We start from the raw sequence: 22,326 nt of genomic DNA on the forward strand, positions 1-22,326 counted from the left end.
GAAAATCTCCCCCTTTTGACCCGCGTGCCCGTCATGGACATCGAACACATCAATCAAATCGGCAACAACCTCGCCGACCTCGCAGCGCGTACCGACGCGCTAAGGGGGTATCTTTGACTTCGATCGCAAGGCCCTGCGCCTGAACGAAGTCAACGCGTCGCTCGAGAACCCCAACGTCTGGAACGACCCCAAGCGCGCCCAGGAACTGGGCAAGGAAAAGCGCACGCTGGAAGCCGTGGTCGAGACGATCACGCACCTGACCTCCTCGCTGGCCGACAACGCCGAGCTCTTCGAGATGAGCAAGGAGGAAGGCGACGAGGCCGGCATGCTGGCCATCGAGGCCGACGCGGCCGCACTGCAGGCCAAGGTCGAGGAACTCGAGTTCCGCCGCATGTTCAACAACCCGGCCGACCCGAGCAACTGCTTCATCGACATCCAGGCCGGCGCCGGCGGCACCGAGGCCTGCGACTGGGCCGGCATGCTGCTGCGCCAGTACCTGAAGTACTGCGAACGCAAGGGCTTCAAGGCCACGCTGGAAGACGAGACGCCGGGTGACGTGGCCGGCATCAAGAGCGCCACCATCAAGGTCGAGGGCGAGTACGCCTTCGGCCTGCTGCGCACCGAGACCGGCGTGCACCGCCTGGTGCGCAAGAGCCCCTTCGACTCGTCCGGCGGCCGCCACACGTCCTTCGCGTCGCTGTTCGTCTATCCCGAGGTGGACGACTCGATCGAGATCGACATCAACCCGGCCGACGTGCGCACCGACACCTTCCGCGCCAGCGGCGCCGGTGGCCAGCACATCAACAAGACCGACTCGGCGGTGCGCCTGACGCACATCCCGACCGGCATCGTCGTGCAATGCCAGGACGGCCGCAGCCAGCACAGCAACCGTGACGTCGCCTGGCGCCGCCTGCGCTCGCGCCTGTACGACCACGAGATGAAGAAGCGCATGGAAGAACAGCAGAAGCTGGAAGACACCAAGACCGACGTCGGCTGGGGCCACCAGATCCGCAGCTATGTGCTGGACCAGAGCCGCATCAAGGACCTGCGCACCAACTACGAGACCTCGGCGACGCAGAAGGTGCTGGACGGCGACCTCGATCCCTTCATCACCGAATCGCTGAAGCAGGGCGTCTGATGAAGATGGGGTTTGCCCTGGCCATGGCCGTCGCCATCACCGGCCAGGTGCTCTACCACCTCATGCAGAAGCAGGTCGCGCCCGGCGCCCATCCGGTGCTGGCGCTGATCGCCTTCTATCTCGGCGCGGCGGCCCTGAGCCTGCCCCTGTTCCTGCTCTTCCCGCTGCAGGCGCCGCTGGCGCAGGCGGCGGGCGAGCTGGGCGGTGCGGTCTGGGGCGTGGCCGTCGCCATCGTGCTGATCGAGCTGGGCTTTCTGCTCGCCTACCGGGCGGGCGCAACGCTGTCCAGCGCCTTCGTGCTGTCGGCCTCGGTCGTCACAGCGGCGCTGCTGATCATCGGCATGATGGCCTTCAAGGAGGCCGTAAGCCTCAAGCAATTCGCCGGCCTGGTGCTTTGCCTGGCCGGCATCTGGCTGCTGTCGGGCAACCGAGCGGCCCATTAAAAGGAAACCTCATGCGTGAAGGTACTGCCCCCCTGATCCAACGCCTGGACTACCAGCAGCCGGCGTTCTGGATCCGCAAGGTCGACCTGACCTTCGATCTCGATCCGGCCAAGACCATCGTCACGAGCAAGATGCAGATCGAGCGCAACCGCTCGGTCGCCCACGGCCCGCTGCGCCTGCATGGCGAGGAGCTCAACCTGCTGCGCGTGCTCATCGACGGCAGCAGCGTGTCCTTCCGCCAGGAGGGCCACGAGCTCATCATCGAAGGCGCGCCCGATGCCGACTTCGCGCTCGAGATCCGCAACACCACCTGCCCCGAGAAGAACACCGCCCTGTCCGGCCTCTACACCTCGGGCGGCAGCTTCTTCACGCAGTGCGAGGCCGAGGGCTTCCGCCGCATCACCTATTTCCTGGACCGGCCCGACGTGATGGCCGTCTACAAGGTGACGCTGCGCGCCGACAAGGCCCGCTTCCCCATCCTGCTGGCCAACGGCAATCTGGAAGACAGCGGCGACCTGGAAAACGGCCGCCACTTCGCCGTCTGGAGCGATCCCTTCCCCAAGCCCAGCTATCTGTTCGCCGTCGTCGCCGGCGACCTGGTCGCGCGCGAGCAACGCGTGCGCACCCGCGCCGGCAAGGACCATCTGCTGCAGGTCTATGTGCGCCGCGGCGACCTGGAGAAGACCGAGCATGCGATGAACTCGCTGATCGCCTCCATCGTCTGGGACGAGGCCCGCTTCGGCCTGCCGCTGGACCTGGAGCGCTTCATGGTGGTCGGCGTGTCCGACTTCAACATGGGCGCCATGGAGAACAAGGGCCTGAACATCTTCAACACCAGCGCCCTGCTCGCCTCGCCCGCCACCGCCACCGATGCCGACTTCAACCGCATCGAGTCCATCGTCGCGCACGAGTACTTCCACAACTGGACCGGCAACCGCGTCACCTGCCGCGACTGGTTCCAGCTGTCGCTGAAGGAAGGCCTGACCGTCTTCCGCGACCAGGAGTTCTCCATGGACATGGCCGGCAGCCCGTCGGCCCGCGCCGTCTGCCGCATCCAGGACGTGCGCCAGCTGCGCGCCATGCAGTTCCCCGAGGACAGCGGCGCCATGGCCCACCCGGTGCGCCCGGACAGCTACAGCGAGATCAACAACTTCTACACGGCCACCGTCTACGAGAAGGGTGCCGAGGTCGTGCGCATGTACCAGACCCTGGTCGGCCGCAAGGGCTTCGAGGCGGGCATGAAGCTCTACTTCGAGCGCCACGACGGCCAGGCCGTGACCTGCGACGACTTCGCCGCGGCCATCGCCGACGCCAACCCTGGCTCGGCGCTGGCCACCCGCCTGGACACCTTCAAGCGCTGGTACTCCCAGGCCGGCACGCCGCGCGTGACCGCCCGCGGCGAGCATGACGCGGCCGCCCGCACCTTCACGCTGCGCCTGTCGCAGACGACGCCGGCCACGCCGGGCCAGACCGACAAGCAGCCCCAGGTCATTCCCATCGTCATGGGCCTGCTGGACCGCCACGGCGCCGCCCTGGCGCTGAACGCCAACGGCGAGACCGAACAGGTGCTGGTGCTGGACCAGGCCGAGCAGACCTTCGTCTTCGACAACATCGACAGCGAGCCCGTGCCTTCGCTGCTGCGCGGCTTCTCGTCTCCGGTGGTGCTGGAAGACGGCCTGTCCGACGCCGGCCTGATGGTGCTGATGCGCCATGACAGCGACCCCTTCAACCGCTGGGAAGCCGGCCAGCGCCTGGCGCTGAACCGCATCCTGCACTCGCTGCGCGCTGGCCAGCCCCTGGTGCTGAGCCCCGTCTTCATCGAGGCCATGCGCGCCATCCTCAACCACCCCGAGCTGGACCCGGCCTTCAAGGAGCTGGCCCTGACCCTGCCCGGCGAGGCCTATATCGCCGAGCAGCTCGAGGTCGTCGATCCGCAGGCCATCCACGCCGCCGTCATGGCTGCGCAAACCCAGCTCGCCGCCGCCCTGCGCGACGACTGGGCCGCCGCCTTCGAAGCCAACCAGGTCGCCGGCGGCTACACGCCCGACCCGGTCTCCTCCGGCAAGCGCGCCCTGGCCAACCTGGCCCTGTCCATGCTCGTGCTGGATGCGCAAGCCTCGGGCGACACCGTCTGGCCGGGCAAGGCCTACCAGCGCTTCAAGGACGCGTCCAACATGACGGAGCGCCTCGGCGCCCTGGCCGCCTTGGTCAATGCCCATGCCGGCCTGGCCGCGCCGGCCCTGGAGCGCTTCCACGCGCTGTTCAAGGACGACGCCCTGGTGGTGGACAAGTGGTTCTCGCTGCAGGCCCGCGCCCCCGAAGCCGATGGCCGCGTGTTCGCCCGCGCCAAGGCCCTGACCAAGCATGCCGACTTCACGCTGAAGAACCCGAACCGCGCGCGCAGCCTGCTGGCCTCGCTGTGCATGTTCAATCCGGCCGCCTTCCACCGCGTCGACGCGGCGGGCTATGTGTTCTGGGCCGACCAAGTGCTGGCCATCGATGCCATCAACCCGCAGCTGGCCAGCCGCATCGCCCGTGCCATGGACCGCTGGGCCGTGCTGGCCGAGCCCTATCGCGCGGCAGCCCGCGAGGCGGTGGCCCGCGTCGCCGCCAAGCCGGACCTGTCCAGCGACGTGCGCGAGATCGTCGAGCGCGCCCTCGCTTCCGGAGGCCAGGCATGAGCCGCGTTTCGCTTACCCAGTACCTGGTCGAGCAGCAGCGCGAGCACGGCCACATCCCGCAGGAACTGCGCCTGCTGATCGAGGTCGTCGCGCGCGCCTGCAAGCACATCGCCATCGCCGTCAACAAGGGCGCGCTGGGCGGCGTGCTGGGCAGCGCCGGCAGCGAAAACGTGCAGGGCGAGGTGCAGAAGAAGCTGGACATCATCGCCAACGAGGTGTTGATCGAGGCCAACGAATGGGGGGGTCATCTCGCGGCCATGGCCAGCGAGGAGATGGACAGCATCTACGTCGTGCCCAACCGCTATCCGCAAGGCGAATACCTGCTGCTGTTCGATCCGCTGGATGGCTCGTCCAACATCGACGTCAACGTCAGCATCGGCACCATCTTCAGCGTGCTGCGCAAGGTGGGCCATTCGCGCGGCGTCAGCGACGAGGACTTCCTGCAGCCCGGCAAGCAGCAGGCCGCTGCCGGCTACTGCGTCTACGGCCCGCAGAGCATGCTGGTGCTGACGGTGGGCGACGGCGTCGCCATGTTCACGCTGGACCGCGAGACCGGCTCCTGGGTGCTGACCCAGGACGAGGTACGCATTCCCGAGGACACCAAGGAATTCGCCATCAACATGTCCAATATGCGCCACTGGGCGCCGCCGATGCGCCGCTACATCGACGAATGCCTGGCCGGCTCCACCGGCCCGCGCGTCAAGGACTTCAACATGCGCTGGGTGGCCAGCATGGTGGCCGACGTGCACCGCATCCTGACCCGCGGCGGCATCTTCATCTACCCCTGGGACCAGCGCGAGCCCGACAAGCCCGGCAAGCTGCGCCTGATGTACGAGGCCAACCCCATGGCCTTCATCGTCGAGCAGGCCGGCGGCGCGGCCACCAATGGCAGCGAGCGCATCATGAGCCTGCAGCCCACCAAGCTGCATGAGCGCGTGGCCGTGGCGCTCGGCTCGAAGAACGAAGTCGAGCGCATCACGGCCTACCACCGCGACGCGAGCTGATCACGGCACCGGCTGGTCCATCCAGCCGGTGATCAGCCTCACGGCCTCGGCCTCCATGCCGATGAAACCGTGCCAATGGAAGGCCTCGCAGGCGTCGCCCGTCGGGTCGGCGCCGCCTTCCACCATCCACTGCTTCTTCATCGGTGCGGCGGTCAATCCCTTCAGGATGTAGCCGACGTCTCGCGGCAGGGTCTGGCGGCACTGGTCCTTGGCGTGGTGCAGCACCAGCACCGGCACGTGGATGGCGGCCAGATCCTGGCGCGGTACGGCGCCCGGCTTGTCCCAGGCGACGATGCTGGACGTCAGCACCAAGCCCGCGATGTCGCTCTGCAAGCGGATGGCCGCCGCCGTCGCTGAGACCGTGCCGCGACTGGTGCCCACCAGCCAGACCGGCAACGTGGACTTCTGCTTCACCGCCCGCAGCACCGCACGGATGTCGGTCATGTGGGCATCCGAGATGCGCTCCTGGTAGCCGAGGTCGGGCGTGTCGCTGGGCTTGCCGAAGATGGCGACGTTGTAGCCCTGGGCCAGGAAGTCGCCCATGGAGCGCACCAGGAAGTTGCGACTCGCCGGCCGCCCGGCTTCCACGCGCCCGAAGCCGCCGATGCCGCCGGGAAACAGCAGCACCGTCGCCTTGGGCGAGTCCGCCGCCTCCCAGAACACCGGCGTCACGACGCCTTCGCGGGTGGCCACGTCAAAGCGCTCACCCGCGGCCTGGACCGCCACCAAGGTGAACAACGCCCAGACGGCGAGCAGCAGGTTCCGGATCGTCTTCATGCGGCGGAGTTTGCTGGCTGAAAGCCGAAAAGCAAGCCAATCTTGGCGGTCCGCAACACTTAGGCTATCATCTAGGGCTTCGCCAAACCCGCAAGGGAAAAGCGGATACGGCTGCCCCGCAAGGGGCAGAGGCCGGCATAGCTCAGTTGGTAGAGCAGCGCATTCGTAATGCGAAGGTCGGGGGTTCGACTCCTCTTGCCGGCACCAGAATTCCAAGAAATCCAATACCTTGTCAAAGCCGCCTCGCGCGGCTTTTTTGTTGTCTGCGCTTGACTCATTTAGATGATTAGCTAATCATCACAACATGAGCCAAGTCTTCAAGGCACTCGCCGATCCGACCCGCCGCCGGGTGCTGCAGTTGCTGCGCCAGGGGCCATTGAGCGCGGGCGAAATCAGTGATCAATTCAATGTCTCCAAGCCGACGATGTCGGCGCACTTCGCGGTGCTGAAGGAGGCTGACCTGGTGCACGCGGAAAAGAGCGGCAAGTCCGTCATCTACCACCTCAAGCTCTCGGTGCTCGAAGAGGCACTGCTGGGCTTTGTCCATTCCTTCAGCCTGGGCGACCAGGCGCCGCACACTGGCAGGGAGATTGCGCAATGAACAAGGCACAGAGAAGCGAACTGATTGGCAGCCTCGCCTGGGGTGCAGGCATCGTTGTACTGGCGCTTGTCGCCAGCGTCGCGCGCAAACTGGGCTATCTGGACGGCGATACGGTCACGCGCCTGGTCATCGGCGCCAACGGGCTGATGATTGCCTGGTTCGGCAACCGCATGCCCAAGGCCTTCGTGCCCAGCGCCTGCGCACGACAGGTCCGCCGGGTTGCTGGGTGGTCCCTGGTGCTGAGCGGCCTCGTCTATGCCGGGCTGTGGGCATTTGCACCGATGCCGGTGGCGATCTGGGGCGGTACCAGTGCCGTCATGGCAGGGATTGCCGTGACGCTGGGCTACTGCCTTTCGTCGCGGGCCAAGATGAAGGCCGTCTGAGCTGGGCAGTTTTTCGCGCTTGAGACGGCTGTTGCAATCGACTCCGGCCCAAGCTCGATAACGCACGCGCAGCGCCGGCGCGAGGCCGCTAGTCTGGGCGGATTGCAGTACCGGACCTCGCCCTCACACCATGGACAGCGCCAGCAACACCCCTTCGCCCGGGTTGCGTCAGAAGCTCATCATTGCGGCCAGCGCCGCGGCCCTGCTGCTGGCTGGGCTCGGCCTGTCGACGCTGCATGAACGCACCGCCAGCGAGATGCAGGCTCGCAAGAACGCCACCGCTCTTGCCTTCGAGAAGGCGCCCGAGCAATGGCTGGCCCACCCGCGCGAGGCCTCGGAGTTCGAACGCGCCCTGCAGGCCAAGGACGTTGCCGCCGTCGGCGTCAGCGGGGGCCTGGTGCTCTATACCGACCGTAGCGGCAAATTCTTCAGTACCCGGCTCATCGACTGCGGCCTGGGCTGCAAGAACGAGATCGGCTCGCGCCTGGGCGAGCTCAGCGTGGCCCAGGGCTTTGCGCTGACCGACATCGACGTGGACGCTCGCACTTCGGGCCAGCGCCTGTTCCAGTCCCTGGAGCGCGCCGCGAATGTGCTCGGCCCCATTCTGCTGCTGCTGCTGGTAGCCGCACCGCTCATCTATCTGCAGATGCGCGGCGGCCTCGGCCAGCGCACCCGCCTGGCTGAAAAGCCCCGCACCCGCTTCGACGACGTCATCGGCGCCGACGAGGCCAAGAAGGCCCTGCGCCGCGTCGCCGCCTTCATGAAGGATCCCAAACAGTACGCCGCCGTCGGCGCCAAGGCCCCGCGCGGCGTGCTGCTCGACGGCCCGCCCGGCACCGGCAAGACGCTGCTGGCCAAGGCCCTGGCCGGCGAGTGCGGCGCCAGCTTCATCAGCGTGGACGGCTCTTACTTCAGCTCCATGTTCTATGGCGCCGGCATCGGCAAGGTGAAGGAGTTGTTCAAGAAGGCCCGCGAATCGGCCCCCTGCATCATCTTCATCGACGAGATCGACGGCATCGGCAAGCGCAGCAACGGCAAGGAAGCCGGCGGTGGCGGCGGCGAGCAGGAGCAAAACCGCATCATCAACCGCCTGCTGGTGGAGATGGACGGCTTCGCCGCGCTGGAGAACGTCGTCGTCGTCGGCGCCACCAACCATGTCGACAACGTCGACGAGGCCATGCGCCGCCCTGGCCGCTTCGACCTCATCGTGCGCACCGCCCTGCCCACGGTGCCCGAGCGCGAGCAGCTGTTCGGCCTGTATCTCGGCCAGACCAAATCGGCGCCCGGCATCGACGTTGCGTCCATCGCCCGCACCGCCGCCGGCATGTCGCCGGCCGACATCGCCAACTGCGTCAACCGCGCCGCCGCCTATGCGGCCGAGGCCGGCGAGGCCCTGGTCAGCCAGGAGCGTGTCTACCAGTCGCTGGAGACCCACCAGCTCGGCGGTGAAGTCAGCAACACCAAGAACCTCATCACGCCGGAGACGCTGCGCCGCATCGCCTTCCACGAGTCCGGCCATGCCCTGGTGGCCCATGTGCTGGAGGCCGGCAGCGTCGAACGCGTCAGCATCGAGCCGCGCGGCCCCGCCCTGGGCGTGACCTACGTGGCCCGCGCCAATGAGGAGCCCCTCTATGGCGAGCGCGAGCTGCGTGGCCGCCTGGCCATGATGCTGGCCGGCCGCGAAGCCGAGCTGATCGCCTTCGGCAATGCTTCCTCCGGCGCGGCCGACGACCTCAAGCGCGCTTCCGAACTGGCCACCAACATGGTGGGCTCGCTGGGCTTTGGCAAGACCTTCGGCCTGCTCAGCATGGCCGGCGTGCCGCGTGAGCTGATCGGGCCGGACGTGCAGAAGTCGGTGCTCGACGAGGCCCGCGCCCTGCTGGAAAGCGCCCAGGCCGAATGCCGCCGGGTGCTCGAGGAAAAACGCGACCGCCTGGACAGGCTGACCGAGATGCTGCTGGGCCAGGAGACCGTCAGCGGCGCACCGCTGAAGCGCGTGCTCGCGGGGGACACCGTCTAAACCGGCTGCGGCTAGGCCGCGGCCACGGCGGGCCGCAAGACCGCAGCGCGTCGGGCCGGCGTGAGCCGCCGCTCCCGAGTCTGCCGCCTCTCGGGGGTGAATTGCCAGTCTGCCAGGGCCGCGGCGATGTCGGGCACCCTCAGCACATCCACCTCCAGCAGGATGGCCTTGGGCAGGCGCTCCACCACCTTGGCCCCGCAAGCGGCGGCCACGGCGCCGGCCTTGCGCACGGCCTCATGGTCGGCCGCGTTGTTGAAGAAGACGTAACGCTCAGTCGATGTCGACATGGGCCACCCGGTTCGAAGCTGGAAGACCTGTCTGGCAATCGGCGTGCCTGATCCGGCCTCGTCAGACCGCCCTGGACGCCATCCACAGCGCCATCGCCGCCATCATCAGGTTCTCGGTCAGCGACACAAAACCCAGCGGCACGGCGCTGTCGCCTCCTACACAGGCGCATTTGAGCTCCCGCTTGTCGACATAGACCGCCTTGATGACCGAGACGGCGCCCACCGTACCAATGAAGAGGGCCAGCGGCACGGACAGCCACGGCGCCACGTCCGCCAGCATCAGCAGCCCGGCCAGCCCTTCGGCAAAGGGATAGAGGTAGGCATAGCGCACCCAGCGCCGCGCCAGCAGGTCGTAGTTGAGGAACAGGGTCGAGAAGCTTTCGACATCGCGCAGCTTCTGCAGCGCCAGCAGGCACATGGCGATGGCGACGAAGCGCTGCAGGGTCTGCACAAGGAGCAGGCCGCCGACCTCGTCCCAACTGATCGCCAGCGCCAGCGCTGCCGCCATGCCGAACAGCGCGACGACGGGCATGTAGCTGACCGCATCCTTGGCCTTGACCGGATGGTCGAAGAAGGCGCGCAGATCGTCATGCCCGCCGATACGCCGGCCCTCAATGAAGGTCTGGGGCGTGGTCTTGACGCCCTCGGCCTTCTTGAAGACCTCGGTCATGGCGTGGCTGGTCAGGTGATGGTCCTCGACCTCGTAGCCCTGGCGCTTCAGCAGGTCCAGCGACTTCAGCCCATAAGGGCAGATGTGTTCCGGCATGACCATGCGGTAAAGCACGGCGCGTTTGGGGAGCTGCTTCATCGCTTGGGCGGCCAGCGCTTGACGGTCTGGCGGCTCTTCCAGAAGTCAGCCCAGGGGTCGCCGCGCTGCAGCGACAGGTGGTCGCGCGCCGTCTTCACCGTCCACTGCGCCCCGCTCTTCAGCTCGGCCAGCTGTTCCCAGGCCACCGGCATGGACACGCCCAGCCCGGGCCGGGCACGCGCCGAGAAGGCCGCCACCGTGGTCTGGCCTTCGCCATTGCGCAGATAGTCGATGAAGATCTTGCCGACGCGGTTGGCCGGGCCACTCTTGGCGACAAAGCGTTGCGGGATGGTGCGCGCCATATGCGTGACGACCGTATGGGCGAAGTCCTTGGCCTGGGCGTCGTCGATCTTGGGCTTCAGCGGCACGACGATGTGCAGCCCCTTGCCGCCGCTGGTCTTGAGCCAGCTGTGCAGGCCCAACTCCTCCAGCATCGTGCGGGTCAGCACCGCGGCCTCCTGCACATGGGCCCAGGGGACGCCCTCGCCCGGGTCGAGGTCAAAGACGATGCGGTCGGGTTGGTCGATATGGGCCGTGGTCGAGTTCCAGGTGTGGAACTCGACCACATTCATTTGCGCGGCGGAAACGAGGCCCTCGACGCTGTCGACCACCAGCAAGGGCTCGTGCTCGGGCCACAGTTCGACATCGAGCTGGCGTATGCCTGGCATCGCCGTGTCCGCGTGCTTCTGGAAGAAGAGCTGGCCGGCGATGCCGCGTGGCGCCCGCACCAGGGACACGGGCCGCTCACGCAGATGCGGCAGCAGCCAGTCGGCCACGCTCTCGTAATAACGCACCAGGTCGAGCTTGGTGACGCCCGAGGCGGCATCGATGACGCGTTCGGGGTGGGACACCTTGGGCGCCGACCTGGCTGCCAAAGCCGGCAAGGCCTGCTCACGCGTGATGGCACTGGCCGGCTTGTCCTCGCGCAGGCCGCGAAAGCTCGCATGGCGGATATGGCCATCCGGCGTCCATTCGCCAAAGGCGATCTCGACGACGAGCTGCGGCTTGACCCAACGCTCCTGCCCGCGCGAGCGACCGCCGCGCCGGCTGGGCGGTGGCGCCTCGGGGGCGACGGCCGGACGCTTGGTCTCCAATTTCACCAGCTGGCGGTGCAGGTCGCGCCCCTGCGTGGACGACCATCCCGTGCCCACCGCGCCGGCATGCCGCAGCCGCCCCTGCTCGTCGTGATAGCCCAGCAGCAGCGCGCCGACCTCGTTGGCCGAGTTGCTGCGGTCCGTGAAGCCGAGCACGATGAACTCCTGGCGGCGCTGGCATTTCAGCTTCAGCCAGCTGTCGCTGCGCCGGTTCACATAGGGCGAATCGGCCCGCTTCAGGATGATGCCCTCCAGGCCGATGCGGCAGGCCGCATCCAGCACCTCGGCCGGCGGCGCGGGAAAGGCGTCGCTGAAGCGGATGCGCGGACCCTCGTGGCCCCCCAGCAGGCCCTGCAGCACGGCGCGGCGACTTTGCAGCGGCACGGCGCGGAGGTCGCGGTCGCCGAGGAAGGGCACGTCGAAGAGGTAGAAGACGATGTCCTCATTGCGGGCGCCGCTTATGGCGTCCTGCAGGCGGTTGAAGTCCGGCACGCCGGCCTCGTTGAGCACGACGATCTCGCCGTCCAGCCAGGCCCGCGTGATGCCGAGCTGCTCGACTTCAGCGGCCAGATGCCTCAGCTTCGCCGTCCAGTCATTGCCGTTGCGCGTGATGAGGCGGGCCTTGCCCGCCGACAGCCGCACCAGCATGCGATAGCCGTCGAACTTGTTCTCGACCACCCAGTCCACGCCCGGGGGCACGGCGGCGGCCAATGTCGCCAGCTGCGGTTCCAGCGTCTTGGGCAGGGCCGCCTTGACCGCCTTGGCGAGGTCTGGCGCAGATGGCGCCTCGCCACGGCCCTCGCGCTCCTCGGCCAGGCCCAGCGGCGTCTGGACGACGCTGTCCGGCAGTGCCGTCACGACGTCGTAGTCGCTGCTCGGCCGCGCCCACGCGTCGCCCTTCTTCTTCAGCAGCAGCCAGGCCTCCTGCTTGTCGCCCGGCTTGGCGATGCGCACCAGCTCCCACAGGCCGGCCAGCTTCTCGCCATGCAGCTGGAAGACCAGCTTGCCCTGGGCCAGGCCCTCGTGCGGATCGCCGACGGGCGTCCATTCGCCGCGGTCCCAGATGATGACGCGGCCAGCGCCGTAATGGCCCTTGGGGATCTCGCCCTCGAACCGGTTGTAGCTGACGGGGTGGTCTTCCACGCGCACCGCCATGTGCTTGACGGCGGGGTCGTAGCTCGGCCCCTTGGGCACGGCCCAGCTCAGCATGACGCCATCGAGTTCGAGGCGGAAGTCGTAGTGCAGGCGCGAGGCCCAATGCTTCTGCACGACGAAGGCCAGGGCCTTGGCCTTCTTGCGCCCGAGACGGCCCTGGGGTTCGGCTGTGCCGCTGAAATCCCGCTTGGCGTTGTAGCGCGCGAGCGGGATTTCCGCCGAGGCCTGCGGGGCACGGGCCATGGGCTAGCGCGTGCCTTCCCTGAGGTAACGCTCGACCTCGTCCGCATGGTCGCCAACGAGCAGCACCGTCTCGCGCAGGCGCTCGACGGAGACGCCGAACTTGGCCGCCCAGTCCCGCAGTTCATAGTCTTCGTTCACATTGATGCGCTTGCGGTCCTGGCCGCCAGATTGGGTCTTGTCGTCTGCCATGAAGGATCTCCTGTCGATTCAACGATGGGCCCGCGCCCGCTTGGGCGCCGGTTCAGTGGGGGCGGCCGCCTTGCGCGCCGGCAACCGCGTGACCTTGGCCGAGGTCTTGGCGCCGGCCTTGGGCTTGTCGACCTTCTCCGCCTTGGCCGCCGGCTGCTTGCCCAGGCTGGCGCGCAGGGCGTCCATCAGGTCGATGACCTGGCCGCCGCCCACCGGGCCGTGTTCCTCGCGGGAGGACGTGACGATCTTCTTGCCCTTGACCTTTTCCTCGATGGCCGCCAGCACCCTTTCCTTTTCCTCGTCGTGGAACTGCTCGGGATCGAAGCTGTCGGCGGCGATCTGGTCCACCAGCTGCAGGGCCAGCTGCAGCTCGGGCTTGGAAACGGCGGTCTTGGGGATGTCCAGGGCCGCCAGCGACCTCACCTCGGCCGAATAGCGCAGCTGCTGCAGGATCAACCCATCCTCGTTGGCCCGCACCTGGGCCACGTACTGCTTGGCCTTCCACGGCCATTTGGCGAGAGCGCAGCGGCCCGACTGGCGCAGGGCCTCGGCCAGCAGGGCATAGGGCTTCTCGCCGCGCTTGTCGGGCGCGAGCAGATAGCTCTTGTCGTAGTAAAGCGGGTCGATGGATTCCAGCGGCACGAAGCTGACGATCTGGATGACGTGGCTGCTGCCCTCCTCCAGCTCCTTGAGCTCCTCGGGCGTGAACAGCACGAACTGGTTGTCCTCGATCTCATAGCCCTTGACCATGTCCTTGCGCTCGACGACCTTGCGGGTGCGCTCGTTGACGTATTGCTGCTTGAGGCGCGAGCCGTCCTTGTCCAGCAGGTTGAAGCGGATGTCGGCGCTGCTCTCGGTCGCCGAGAACAGCCGCACGGGCACGTTGACGAGGCCGAAGCTCAGCGTCAGCGAGGCGATGGAACGGGTCGGGGTGGCCATGGAATCTCCTGTCGACTGCGCAACCCTAGCCCCGTGGCCGGCCTCGGCTCAGGGGATGGGCGCCGCATCGGCCTGTAGGACGCGGTTGTCGGCAAGGGCCATTCCCGCCACCGGGCACGCCGATTGCCAGAGCTGCTGCCGCACCGCCCTCCACCCGATGCCCACCGCGAAAGCCCCGATGTCCACGCCTCACGACCCTTTCAGCCCGTCGACGATGCGCGATCTGCAGCGGCCCGTCACCCGCGCCCCGCAGCGTCCCTGTCTCTTCATCGACAAGGACGGCACCCTGGTCGAGAACCTGCCTCACAACACCGACCCGCTGCTGCTGCGCTTCCTGCCCGGCGCCGGCCAGGCGCTGGCGCGCCTGCAGGCGGCGGGCCTGGCCCTGGTCATCGTGACCAACCAGAGCGGCCTGGCCCGCGGCTACTTCACCCGGGCCGAGTTCGCGCGCTTGCAGCAGGTTCTGCTGCAGCGCCTGCAGGAGGAGCACGGCGTGCGCATCGATGGCGTCGAGGTCTGCCCGCATGGCCCGGACAGCGACGGCCGGCCGGCCTGCCTGTGCCGCATGCCGGCACCGGGCATGCTCATCCGCGCCGCGCATCGCCACGGGGTGGATCTGAAGCGCTCGTGGCTGGTGGGTGACACCCTGGACGACGTCGAAGCCGGCCACCGCGCGGGCGCCGGCGGCCTGCTGCTGGACAGCGGCGCCGAGACGATCTGGCGCCGCTCGCCGCTGCGCGAGCCCGACGCCCGTTTCTTCGACTGGGAGGCCCTGGCCGACTATGTTCAGAAGATGGCCGACGGCCCTGCCCATACCCCGGTCGAATGGCTGCCCAGGCCCCCGACGGGGTACACGTCGGCGCTCTCGGCCGGCTGAACCTCTGTAACGCTTGTTTTGAAGCTGACCCACGCCGAGCGCGTCGTCGATGCCCGCAGCGGCGCGACCAAGGGCGACGTGGCGCGCTACTACGAGGACGTCGCGCCGCTGCTGCTGCCCCAGCTCAGGGGACGTCCCGTCGCGCTGCTGCGTGCGCCCGAGGGCGTGGGCGAGTCGACGTTCTTCCAGAAGCACGCCGGCAAGACGGCCTGGCCCGGCCTGCGCGAACTCGACCCGGCCCTCTGGCCCGGCCATGAAGCCCTGCTGGAAGTGACCACGCGGCAGGCCCTGAGGGGTGCCGTGCAGATGAACACGCTGGAGTTCCACAGCTGGAATGCGCGCAGCGCCAACCTGGGCAAGCCAGACCGCCTGGTGCTGGACCTCGACCCCGGCGAGGGCGTGGCCTGGCAGGCCATACGCGAAGCCGCCGGCCTGGTGCGCGATCTGCTGCTTGAGCTGAGCCTGCGCAGCTGGCTCAAAACCAGCGGCGGCGCCGGCCTGCACCTCATCGTGCCGCTGGCGGCACGCTGGTCAGTGGACACGGTGCGCAGCCTCAGCGCAGCCATCGTGCAGCGCCTGGCCGATGAGCATCCGCAACGCCTGGTTGCCAAGAGCGGCGCGGCGAATCGCGTCGGCCGCATCTATGTGGACTGGCTGCGCAACGGCGAGGGCGCCACCGCGGTGGCCGCCTATTCGCTGCGCGCCCGGCCCGGCCTGGGCGTGGCCATGCCTATCGGCTGGGAGGAGCTGCCCTCGGTGAGCGGCGCGGCGCACTGGACCCTGGCCAATGCCCGGGAGCATCTCGCCGCGCGCAGCACCGCCCCGTGGGCCGATCTGGCCGCGCACAAGCAATCGCTCGCGGCGGCGCTGCAGGCCCTGGCCTAACCCTGCTCGGACAGGAAGATCTCGACGCGCCGGTTGGCCGCGCGGCCGGCCTCGCTGTCGTTGCTGGCCACCGGCTCGTGAGAGCCCCGCCCCGCGACGCTGACCCGCGCCGTCGACACGCCGCGCAGCGACAGGTAGTCGCGCACGGCCGCGGCGCGCTCGCGCGACAGCGGATCGTTGATCGCATCGCTGCCGGTGCTGTCGGTGTGGCCGACGATGGTCACGTGCACATTGGGATCCAGATTGCGGCCGACCTCGTCCAGCACCGGCCGCATCTGCGGCTTGATGTCGGCACGGCCGGTGTCGAAGGACACGTCGCTGGGCACATTGAGCCTCAAGCGGTTGTCGTCGGTGCGGGCCACCTCGACACCCGTGCCCTGGCTGGCCTGGGCCAAGGCCGCCCGCTTGTCCTCCATGCGCTTGGACCACAGGTTGCCGGCCACTGCGCCGACAGCGCCACCGATGACGGCGCCACGGCCGGCACTGCCGCCGGTCACCGAGCCGATGATGGCTCCGGCCACCGCACCGGCACCGGCGCCTTTGGCCGTGCCCTGTTCACGCTCGCTCATGGACGAGCAGCCGGTGGCCAGCAAGGCCGCCGCGACGAGGACCGCTGTCGCGCTCTGGCGCAGCGGCATGGAGAAGGAAGAATTCATCGTTACCTCTTCAAAGAGAAAAAGCGCCGCCGGGCGCACAGGCCCGGCGGCGCGGCAGTTAACAAGCCAGTCAGATCTTGCGGTTGTCGCGGGCGTCCTTGACGGCCTCGCGCACATCGCCCACGGCCTTCTGGGCCTTGCCTTCCACCTGGGTGGCGGCGCCCTTGACCTGCTGCTCGGTGCTGCCGATGGCTTCGCCCAGCTTGCGCTGCGCCTTGCCGGCGACGTCCTTGACGCTGCCCTTGATTTGATCGCTGTTCATGGTGAACTCCTTTGCGATGGCCCCTTGTGGCGGCTGCCTAGGGAATGGCCTTCAGGCTAAGCGTTAGGCCCATGGACCGGGGCCGGCCTGGGCCCTGTCCGCCGGTGGGTCCAGTCCTACGCCCCGGGCCGCGTCCGCTCTTCCTACGCGAACGCCGGGCCTCGTCCGCTGTCCCGACGAAGCTGCTGCGTTCAAGCTTGCCCTACCCTTCACCCTCACAGGAGAACCATCATGGGCAAGTACCTCCTCGCCTGGCTGCTCGGCGTTCCGGGCATCGTGCTGCTGCTGGTCTATCTGTTCTTCCACTGACGCACGGCCACGCGGGCCCGGCTTTGGCAGCGGGCCCGCGGTGGATGCCGGTTCAGAGCCGGCCGCGCCCCAGCCGGGGCAGCAGGGTCAGCGCGAACAACGCGGCGATGCCGACCAGCACATAGACGGCACGCGACAGCAGCGTCATGCGGCCAAACAGGGCGGCGACAAAGTCGAGATTGAACAGTCCCACCAGGGCCCAATTCAGGCCGCCGATGATGAGCAGCACCAGGGCTACGGTGCTGGCGGTGCGGGCGGTTCGACGCCCCGTGACGGTCGTATCAGGTGTTTGCATCATGGCAGAAGGGGGCAGGTCGTGTGCCCGGCACCCCCCTTGCCGGTCCTTGATTCCAAGCCTCCAGGAGACACCATGACCACCATTGCCGACATCATGTCCACCGACGTGCGCACCATTCAGCCGCAGGAAAGCCTGCGTCGCGCCGCCCAATGCATGCAGGAACTCGACGTCGGCGCTCTGCCGGTCTGCGACGGCGAGCGTCTGCTCGGCATGGTGACCGATCGCGACATCACCGTGCGCGGCATCGCCGACGGCCTCCACCCCGACCACGCCTGCGTGTCCGACATCATGAGCCCGCAGGTCGAGACCTGCACCGTGGATCAGGACGCCGACGACGCCAAGCGGCTGATGGGCGCCAAGCAGCTGCGCCGCCTGCCCGTGCTCGACAGGACCGGGCGTCTGGTGGGCATCGTCTCCCTGGGTGACCTGGCGGTGCGCGAGTCAGGCCATATCGACCGGGCGTTGCGTGAGATCTCCGAACCCGCGGTCGCTCCGGCCCACTAGAGCCGGCCTGCGCCGGCGCTTTGGACGTTGCCCAACCTGCCCATCAGACTGGGCGCGGAGCTCAAGCCACGCGGCGGCGTCGATCTACCGCCTCGATCTTCAGCATCTGGCGGTATTTGGTGACGGTACGGCGCGCCACCACCAGGCCCTGCTGGGCCAGCTGGCGCGTGATCTCGGCATCCGACAGCGGCAGGTCGGGGCTTTCGGCCTCGATGATGTCCTTGATGAGGCCGCGGATGGCCGTGCCCGAGCAGGCACTGCCATTGGCGCTGATCATGGCGCGGCTGAAGAAGTACTTCAGCTCCAGCACGCCGACCGGCGTGGCCATGTATTTGTTGTTGGTCACGCGCGAGACCGTGCTTTCGTGGATGCCCACTTCATCGGCGATCTCCTTGAGGCCCAGCGGCTTCATGGCCATGGCGCCGTAGTCCAGGAAGTTGTGCTGGCGCCTGACGATGGCCTCGGCCACGTCCAGGATGGTGGAGAAGCGCTGCTCGACATTGCGCAGTGTCCAGCGCGCCTCCTGCAGATGAGCGCCGAGCTCGGCATTGGCCGGCGTGCGGTGGCGTTGGAACAGCTGGGCATAGACCTGGTTCAGCCTGAGCTTGGGCACGATGGCCGGGTTGAGCTGTACCGTCCAGCGGTCGCGCACCTTCTTGACGATGACATCGGGCACCACATAGGCCACATGGGAGGAGCCGAAGCGCCAGCCCGGCCGCGGATCCAGGCGGCGGATGCGGTCGCAGACGGCCTCGATGCGGGCCGGCGACTCGCCCAGCTGCCGGGCCAGGGCGGCGATGTCGCGCGCGGCCAGCGCCGGCAGGTGGTCGGTGATGATGGCCTGGGCCAGACTGCGGGTCTCGCTGCAGTCGATGCCGGGCAGTTGCAGCAGCAGGCATTCGCCGACGTCGCGCGCGGCGACGCCGGCGGGATCCAGGGATTGCACCAGCTTGAGCGCGATCTGCATCTCCTGCAGATCGGGCGCCGGTTCCAGGCCGACGACGACACCGACCAGCTCCTGCAAGGGCGTGCGCAGATAGCCGTCGTCATCCAGGGATTCGACGATGGTTCGCGCCAGCGCGAGGTCGCGCTCGGACAGCGGCAGCACGTTCAGCTGTCCGTGCAGATGCGTCGTCAGCGAGGTCTCGACGGCCATCATGTCCAGCGCACTGAGCTCGCCGTCCTCGGCGCGCCGCTGGCCGCCTCCATCGGCAGCCCAGAGGTCGCGATCGCTGCCCTCCTCGTTGATAGCGGTGACGTCCACGTCGGCCGGGGCCGCAGACACGTCGGCGCCGGCCTCGGTCACGGCGACGTCCGCATCGTCCATCAGGCCCGACAGGCTGGACAGCTCCGGCGCGCTGGCCGTCGCCTCGCCTGGCGTCAGCGGGGCGTCTTCGCTTTCCGGGGCGTCGCCGTCTTCGGCTTCCAGGAAGGGGTTGCGGCCCAGGGTGTCGCGCAGCATGGCGGCGAAATCCAGCGACGACATCTGCAGCAGGCGCACGGCGTGCTGCAGTCGGGGCGACAGGGTCTGACTTTGCCGGTGGTCGGCGCGAAGATCCATGGACGGCACGTGGTTTCCTCTTGCAGGGGTCGGGTGCTTGCCATGGCGCTTCAGCGCTGCAATGCGACATGGCCCTAGCCTTGCTACGCAACGTCCATGCCGGCCGCGGCGCCGTCGTCGCATCCGGAAACAACACTGCAATCCTCGTTGTATGGCAAGGGTTTGCGTGCGTGCTTTCGCATCGTGGAGAGGCGTGCCCGCCCGGGCTTTGCAGGATTTACCGATCACCCCTGCAGCCGCCGGCATTTTCGGCAAAGCCTGCCGCGGCGATCGGCTTCTGCAGGCCAGCAGGCACACCGCTTGCCTCGGGCCGGCCGCGAAGTCCCTCGCGCAAGGAGAACGCATGAACAAGATCCTCATCGCCTCCATGGTCGTGCTGACCGCCCTCGCCACCGGCGGCTGCGCCGTGACCAGCGGCCAGAGCACCGTGGGCCAGTACGTCGACGACGCCACCATCGCCACGCGCGTGAAGACGCGCTTTGCCGAAGACTCCCAGGTCAGCGCGATGCGCATCCAGGTCGAGGCCCTGAAGGGCACGGTGCAGCTCGCCGGCTTCGCCACCTCCAAGACCGAGAAGGACCGCGCCGGCCAGATCGCCCGCGCCACGCCGGATGTGAAGGAGGTACGCAACAACATCATCGTGAAGCCACCCACGAACTGAGCCCGCAGGGCGCGTAGCCCGAGGTGGCTGCGCCGCTTGCGCCTACGTGCCTCCCACCACCCGGGTGGGCGGGCACGCCGTTTGCCCGGCGGACCGGCAATTTCCGTGGCCGGGGCCGGGTCATGGCGCTATGGTTGCGTCCGTGCGATCGGCCCTGCCCTGCCCGCACCCTGGACTCGCCATGCCGGTCACCATACGTTCCCGCCTGCTGCTGCTCGTGCTGTCGGTGCTGCTGCCCGGCATGCTGGGCGTCGCCTGGCTGATCGCCAGCACCTTCGAGGCCGAGCGCAACGCCCATGAGCGCAATCTGCGCGACACTGCCCGGGCGTTGTCGATGCTGGTTGACGGCGAGCTGTCGCGCCGCGCAGCCATCGCCCATGTGCTGGCGCAGTCGCCCGCCCTGGATGCCCCGGCCCCCCTGGACGAGGACAAGCGCCTGGCCTTCGAACGGCTGGCCCGGCGCGCCATGCAGGGGCTGGACGGTTGGATTGAACTCAGGGCGCCGGGCAGGCTGCTGCTGAGCACCCGACTGCCCGAAGGCAGCGGGGGCGAATCTGCCGGGCCGGCGACGCTGAGCGCCAGCCCCATCATGCTGCCGCTGCAATCCAGCGGTCCGTCTTCGGCCGGAGAGGCCCAGGAGCCGCATGCCGCCTGGGTGGAGCCGGTCATGCGCAATGGCAGCCTGCTCTACAACCTGGTCGTCACGGTCAGGCCCTCCGAGCTGCAGCGCCTGGTGCAGGCCCAGGCCCCCCATCCCGGCTGGATAGGCACGGTCATGGACAGCCGCGGCCGCCTCGTCGCGCGGCTGCCGGGCGGCGCCAGCTTCGTCGGCCGGCAGGGCAGTGCCGATCTGCTCGAGCGCATGGCCGCCGAACGCGAAGGGGCCTTCCAGTCGGTCTCGCTGGACGGCCGGCCCACGGCGGGCTACTTCAGCACGTCCGCTCTCGGCTGGAGCTATGTGAGCGCAATGCCGCGCGAGGAGTTCGCGGGCCGCATGCCCCAGGCCGTGCAGCGCGTGGCGGTAGGCGCCCTGGTGTTGCTGGCCCTGGCCATGGCCGGCGCCGTCTGGGTGTCGCGGCGCATCGAGCGGCCCATGCGCTCGCTCAAGCGCCTGGCCCAGGACCTGCAGGCGGGCCGGCCCGTGGAGGCCCGGCCTACCGGCATGGCCGAGTCCGACGAGGTGGCCGAAGCCCTGGTGTCTGCCGGCCGCAGCATGACCAGCGCCCGCGCCGAGCTGGAGCGCAGCGTGGCCGAGGCCGTGGAGCGCACGCGCCAGGTGGAGCAGCGCGGCGCGCAAAGCCAGCGCGTCGTCGCCCTGGGCCGCCTCACCGGTGGCGTGGCCCACGAGTTCAACAACCTGCTCGGCGTCATCAGCAACAGCATGCATCTGATGCAGCGCCATGCCAGCGCCGCCGAGCTGCAGGGGCCGCTCAGCGCCACGCAGCGCTCGGTCGACAAGGGCAGCCAGCTGACCCAGCATCTGCTGCGCTTTGCCGGCAAGCGGCCGGTGCGGGTGCAGACCCTGTCGCTGGCCCGCTACCTGCCCGAGGTGCAGGAGCTGATGCGCAGCGTGCTCGGGCGGCGCATAGCGATCCAGGTGCAGGTTCCGGCCAATGTCTGGCCGGTGCGGGTCGACGTCAACGAGTTGGACCTGGCCCTCGTCAACCTGGCCTTGAACGCCCATGACGCCATGCCCTCCGGCGGCGAGCTGAGGCTCAGGGCCTGCAATGCCGAGGCGGCCGACAAGGAAGGCATGCCCAACCTCGCGCCGGGCGACTATGTGCTGCTGACCGTCAGCGACGACGGCATGGGGCTGGCCCCCTCCCTGGTCGAACATGCCTTCGAGCCCTTCTTCACGACCAAGGCGGTCGGCCAGGGCAGCGGCCTGGGCCTGAGCCAGGTCCACGGCTTTGCGACCCAGGCTGGCGGCGGCGCGCGCCTGGCCAGTACGCCGGGCGTGGGCACGACGGTGTCGCTGCTGCTGCCGGTGGCGGGCAATTCTCCGGATCAGACGACGCCGGTCTTCGACGACGTCACCCAGCAGAGCATCGCCGGCATCACCGTGCTGCTGGTCGAGGACGACGAGGCCCTGGGCGACGTGACGGCGGCCTTGTTGATGTCCCACGGTGCGCGCGTGCTGCGCGCCGGCGACGCGGGCGCCGCCCTGCGTCTGCTGGAGGATGGAGCCCAGGCCGACGTGGTGCTCAGCGACGTCGTCATGCCTGGCCCTCTGGACGGCGTCGCGCTGGCGCGCCGGCTGCGCGAGCAGCGCCCCCGGCTGCCGGTGGTCCTGATCACTGGCTTCAACAACGCTGGCATCGCCGACGGCGAGTTCGTCACCCTGCGCAAGCCCTGCGCGCCGGCCGAATTGCTGGGTGCCCTGCAGGCCCTCATCACGGCGGCCCGCATCGCCCACCCGTCGCCGCTGGCAGGCCACAAGCCCTAGAGGCCGGCCTACCGCACCTTTCGCGGGCATGCCAAATGCCCCTCCTCGGCCTGGACGCCCGGCCACCGAGGCACGCCGCGCGCCTTCATCGAACCGCGAAAGGAC

At 68.5% G+C, this 22,326-nt stretch carries 22 protein-coding genes and 1 tRNA gene; 13 read left to right on the forward strand and 10 right to left on the reverse strand.

What is annotated here, in order from left to right:
• Positions 1-33: 33 nt before the first annotated feature.
• The 4 genes from prfB (at position 34) to J2X20_RS06330 (ending at position 5,266) form a co-directional block, all read left to right on the forward strand.
• Positions 34-1,138 (forward strand): peptide chain release factor 2 gene (prfB, locus tag J2X20_RS06315; RefSeq protein ID WP_310262396.1). Its coding sequence is split into 2 segments (ribosomal slippage): positions 34-114 and positions 116-1,138, totalling 1,104 coding nucleotides; the frame shifts between segments, so codons are not numbered across the junction.
• Positions 1,138-1,581, forward strand: a complete 444-nt coding sequence (locus J2X20_RS06320) for a hypothetical protein (RefSeq protein WP_310262399.1) — start codon at positions 1,138-1,140, stop codon at positions 1,579-1,581. The genes prfB and J2X20_RS06320 overlap by 1 nt, the downstream gene beginning before the upstream one ends.
• 11 nt (positions 1,582-1,592) lie before the next feature.
• Positions 1,593-4,262: an aminopeptidase N gene (gene pepN / locus J2X20_RS06325; protein WP_310262402.1), complete on the forward strand. Its 2,670-nt coding sequence runs from the start codon at positions 1,593-1,595 to the stop codon at positions 4,260-4,262.
• Positions 4,259-5,266, forward strand: coding sequence for a class 1 fructose-bisphosphatase (locus J2X20_RS06330; protein WP_310262405.1), 1,008 nt, complete (start codon positions 4,259-4,261; stop codon positions 5,264-5,266). Before pepN ends, J2X20_RS06330 begins: the two co-directional genes overlap by 4 nt.
• Here the strand turns inward: J2X20_RS06330 and J2X20_RS06335 are convergent, their stop codons facing one another.
• Positions 5,267-6,043: an alpha/beta hydrolase gene (locus tag J2X20_RS06335; protein WP_310262409.1), complete on the reverse strand. Its 777-nt coding sequence runs from the start codon at positions 6,041-6,043 to the stop codon at positions 5,267-5,269. It abuts the gene before it with no gap.
• Positions 6,044-6,174: 131 nt separating this feature from the next.
• Here J2X20_RS06335 and J2X20_RS06340 point away from each other — a divergent pair.
• The 4 genes from J2X20_RS06340 to J2X20_RS06355 all read left to right on the forward strand — a co-directional run bounded on the left by J2X20_RS06340 (position 6,175) and on the right by J2X20_RS06355 (position 9,047).
• A tRNA-Thr gene (locus J2X20_RS06340) sits at positions 6,175-6,250 on the forward strand.
• Positions 6,251-6,347: 97 nt separating this feature from the next.
• The gene (locus J2X20_RS06345) at positions 6,348-6,644 is read left to right on the forward strand and encodes an autorepressor SdpR family transcription factor (protein WP_310262412.1); all 297 of its coding nucleotides are present in this window, start codon (positions 6,348-6,350) and stop codon (positions 6,642-6,644) included.
• Positions 6,641-7,027, forward strand: coding sequence for a hypothetical protein (locus tag J2X20_RS06350; RefSeq protein WP_310262414.1), 387 nt, complete (start codon positions 6,641-6,643; stop codon positions 7,025-7,027). Before J2X20_RS06345 ends, J2X20_RS06350 begins: the two co-directional genes overlap by 4 nt.
• 130 nt (positions 7,028-7,157) lie before the next feature.
• Positions 7,158-9,047, forward strand: a complete 1,890-nt coding sequence (locus J2X20_RS06355) for an AAA family ATPase (protein WP_310262417.1) — start codon at positions 7,158-7,160, stop codon at positions 9,045-9,047.
• A gap of 11 nt (positions 9,048-9,058) precedes the next feature.
• Here J2X20_RS06355 and J2X20_RS06360 read toward each other — a convergent pair whose 3' ends face one another.
• From J2X20_RS06360 to ku, 5 genes are all read right to left on the reverse strand, one after another.
• Positions 9,059-9,334 carry a hypothetical protein gene (locus J2X20_RS06360; RefSeq protein ID WP_310262420.1) on the reverse strand — a complete coding sequence of 92 codons (276 nt, stop codon included), beginning with the start codon at positions 9,332-9,334 and terminating at the stop codon, positions 9,059-9,061.
• A 61-nt stretch (positions 9,335-9,395) separates the two neighbouring features.
• Positions 9,396-10,142, reverse strand: a complete 747-nt coding sequence (locus J2X20_RS06365) for a MauE/DoxX family redox-associated membrane protein (protein ID WP_310262423.1) — start codon at positions 10,140-10,142, stop codon at positions 9,396-9,398.
• Positions 10,139-12,634, reverse strand: coding sequence for a DNA ligase D (ligD, locus tag J2X20_RS06370; protein ID WP_310262426.1), 2,496 nt, complete (start codon positions 12,632-12,634; stop codon positions 10,139-10,141). The genes J2X20_RS06365 and ligD (J2X20_RS06370) overlap by 4 nt, the downstream gene beginning before the upstream one ends.
• A gap of 3 nt (positions 12,635-12,637) precedes the next feature.
• A complete protein-coding gene (locus J2X20_RS06375; protein ID WP_310262428.1) occupies positions 12,638-12,823 on the reverse strand; it encodes a DUF3606 domain-containing protein in 186 nt (61 codons plus the stop codon).
• A gap of 18 nt (positions 12,824-12,841) precedes the next feature.
• Positions 12,842-13,762, reverse strand: a complete 921-nt coding sequence (gene ku / locus J2X20_RS06380; protein ID WP_310262431.1) for a non-homologous end joining protein Ku — start codon at positions 13,760-13,762, stop codon at positions 12,842-12,844.
• Between the two features lie 157 nt (positions 13,763-13,919).
• Here ku and J2X20_RS06385 point away from each other — a divergent pair, with 157 nt between their 5' ends.
• Positions 13,920-14,639 carry a D-glycero-alpha-D-manno-heptose-1,7-bisphosphate 7-phosphatase gene (locus tag J2X20_RS06385; protein WP_310262435.1) on the forward strand — a complete coding sequence of 240 codons (720 nt, stop codon included), beginning with the start codon at positions 13,920-13,922 and terminating at the stop codon, positions 14,637-14,639.
• Positions 14,640-14,657: 18 nt separating this feature from the next.
• Positions 14,658-15,524 carry a non-homologous end-joining DNA ligase gene (ligD, locus tag J2X20_RS06390; RefSeq protein ID WP_310262439.1) on the forward strand — a complete coding sequence of 289 codons (867 nt, stop codon included), beginning with the start codon at positions 14,658-14,660 and terminating at the stop codon, positions 15,522-15,524.
• Here the strand turns inward: ligD (J2X20_RS06390) and J2X20_RS06395 are convergent.
• From J2X20_RS06395 to J2X20_RS06405, 3 genes are all read right to left on the reverse strand, one after another.
• Positions 15,521-16,180 carry a YiaD family glycine zipper/OmpA-like lipoprotein gene (locus J2X20_RS06395; RefSeq protein WP_310262442.1) on the reverse strand — a complete coding sequence of 220 codons (660 nt, stop codon included), beginning with the start codon at positions 16,178-16,180 and terminating at the stop codon, positions 15,521-15,523. The genes ligD (J2X20_RS06390) and J2X20_RS06395 overlap by 4 nt on opposite strands.
• Before the next feature lie 70 nt (positions 16,181-16,250).
• Positions 16,251-16,442 (reverse strand): CsbD family protein, encoded by a 192-nt coding sequence (locus J2X20_RS06400; RefSeq protein ID WP_310262444.1) that lies wholly within the window; start codon positions 16,440-16,442, stop codon positions 16,251-16,253.
• A 361-nt stretch (positions 16,443-16,803) separates the two neighbouring features.
• Entirely contained in the window at positions 16,804-17,049 is a 246-nt protein-coding gene (locus J2X20_RS06405; RefSeq protein ID WP_310262447.1) for a DUF378 domain-containing protein, read from the reverse strand.
• Between the two features lie 72 nt (positions 17,050-17,121).
• On the opposite strand from J2X20_RS06405, the gene J2X20_RS06410 reads away from it, so the two are divergent.
• Positions 17,122-17,553 (forward strand): CBS domain-containing protein, encoded by a 432-nt coding sequence (locus J2X20_RS06410; protein WP_310262451.1) that lies wholly within the window; start codon positions 17,122-17,124, stop codon positions 17,551-17,553.
• 61 nt (positions 17,554-17,614) lie between these two features.
• Here J2X20_RS06410 and rpoN read toward each other — a convergent pair whose 3' ends face one another.
• Positions 17,615-19,123 (reverse strand): RNA polymerase factor sigma-54, encoded by a 1,509-nt coding sequence (gene rpoN, locus J2X20_RS06415; RefSeq protein WP_409034136.1) that lies wholly within the window; start codon positions 19,121-19,123, stop codon positions 17,615-17,617.
• 334 nt (positions 19,124-19,457) lie between these two features.
• Here rpoN and J2X20_RS06420 point away from each other — a divergent pair, with 334 nt between their 5' ends.
• Both J2X20_RS06420 and J2X20_RS06425 read left to right on the forward strand, forming a co-directional pair.
• Positions 19,458-19,775 (forward strand): BON domain-containing protein, encoded by a 318-nt coding sequence (locus tag J2X20_RS06420; protein WP_310262455.1) that lies wholly within the window; start codon positions 19,458-19,460, stop codon positions 19,773-19,775.
• 181 nt (positions 19,776-19,956) lie between these two features.
• Positions 19,957-22,221, forward strand: coding sequence for an ATP-binding protein (locus J2X20_RS06425; RefSeq protein WP_310262456.1), 2,265 nt, complete (start codon positions 19,957-19,959; stop codon positions 22,219-22,221).
• Positions 22,222-22,326 lie beyond the last annotated feature (105 nt).

Source organism: Roseateles saccharophilus (genome assembly GCF_031458095.1).
In the GTDB taxonomy this organism is placed as follows: Bacteria; Pseudomonadota; Gammaproteobacteria; order Burkholderiales; family Burkholderiaceae_C; genus Pelomonas; species Pelomonas saccharophila_A.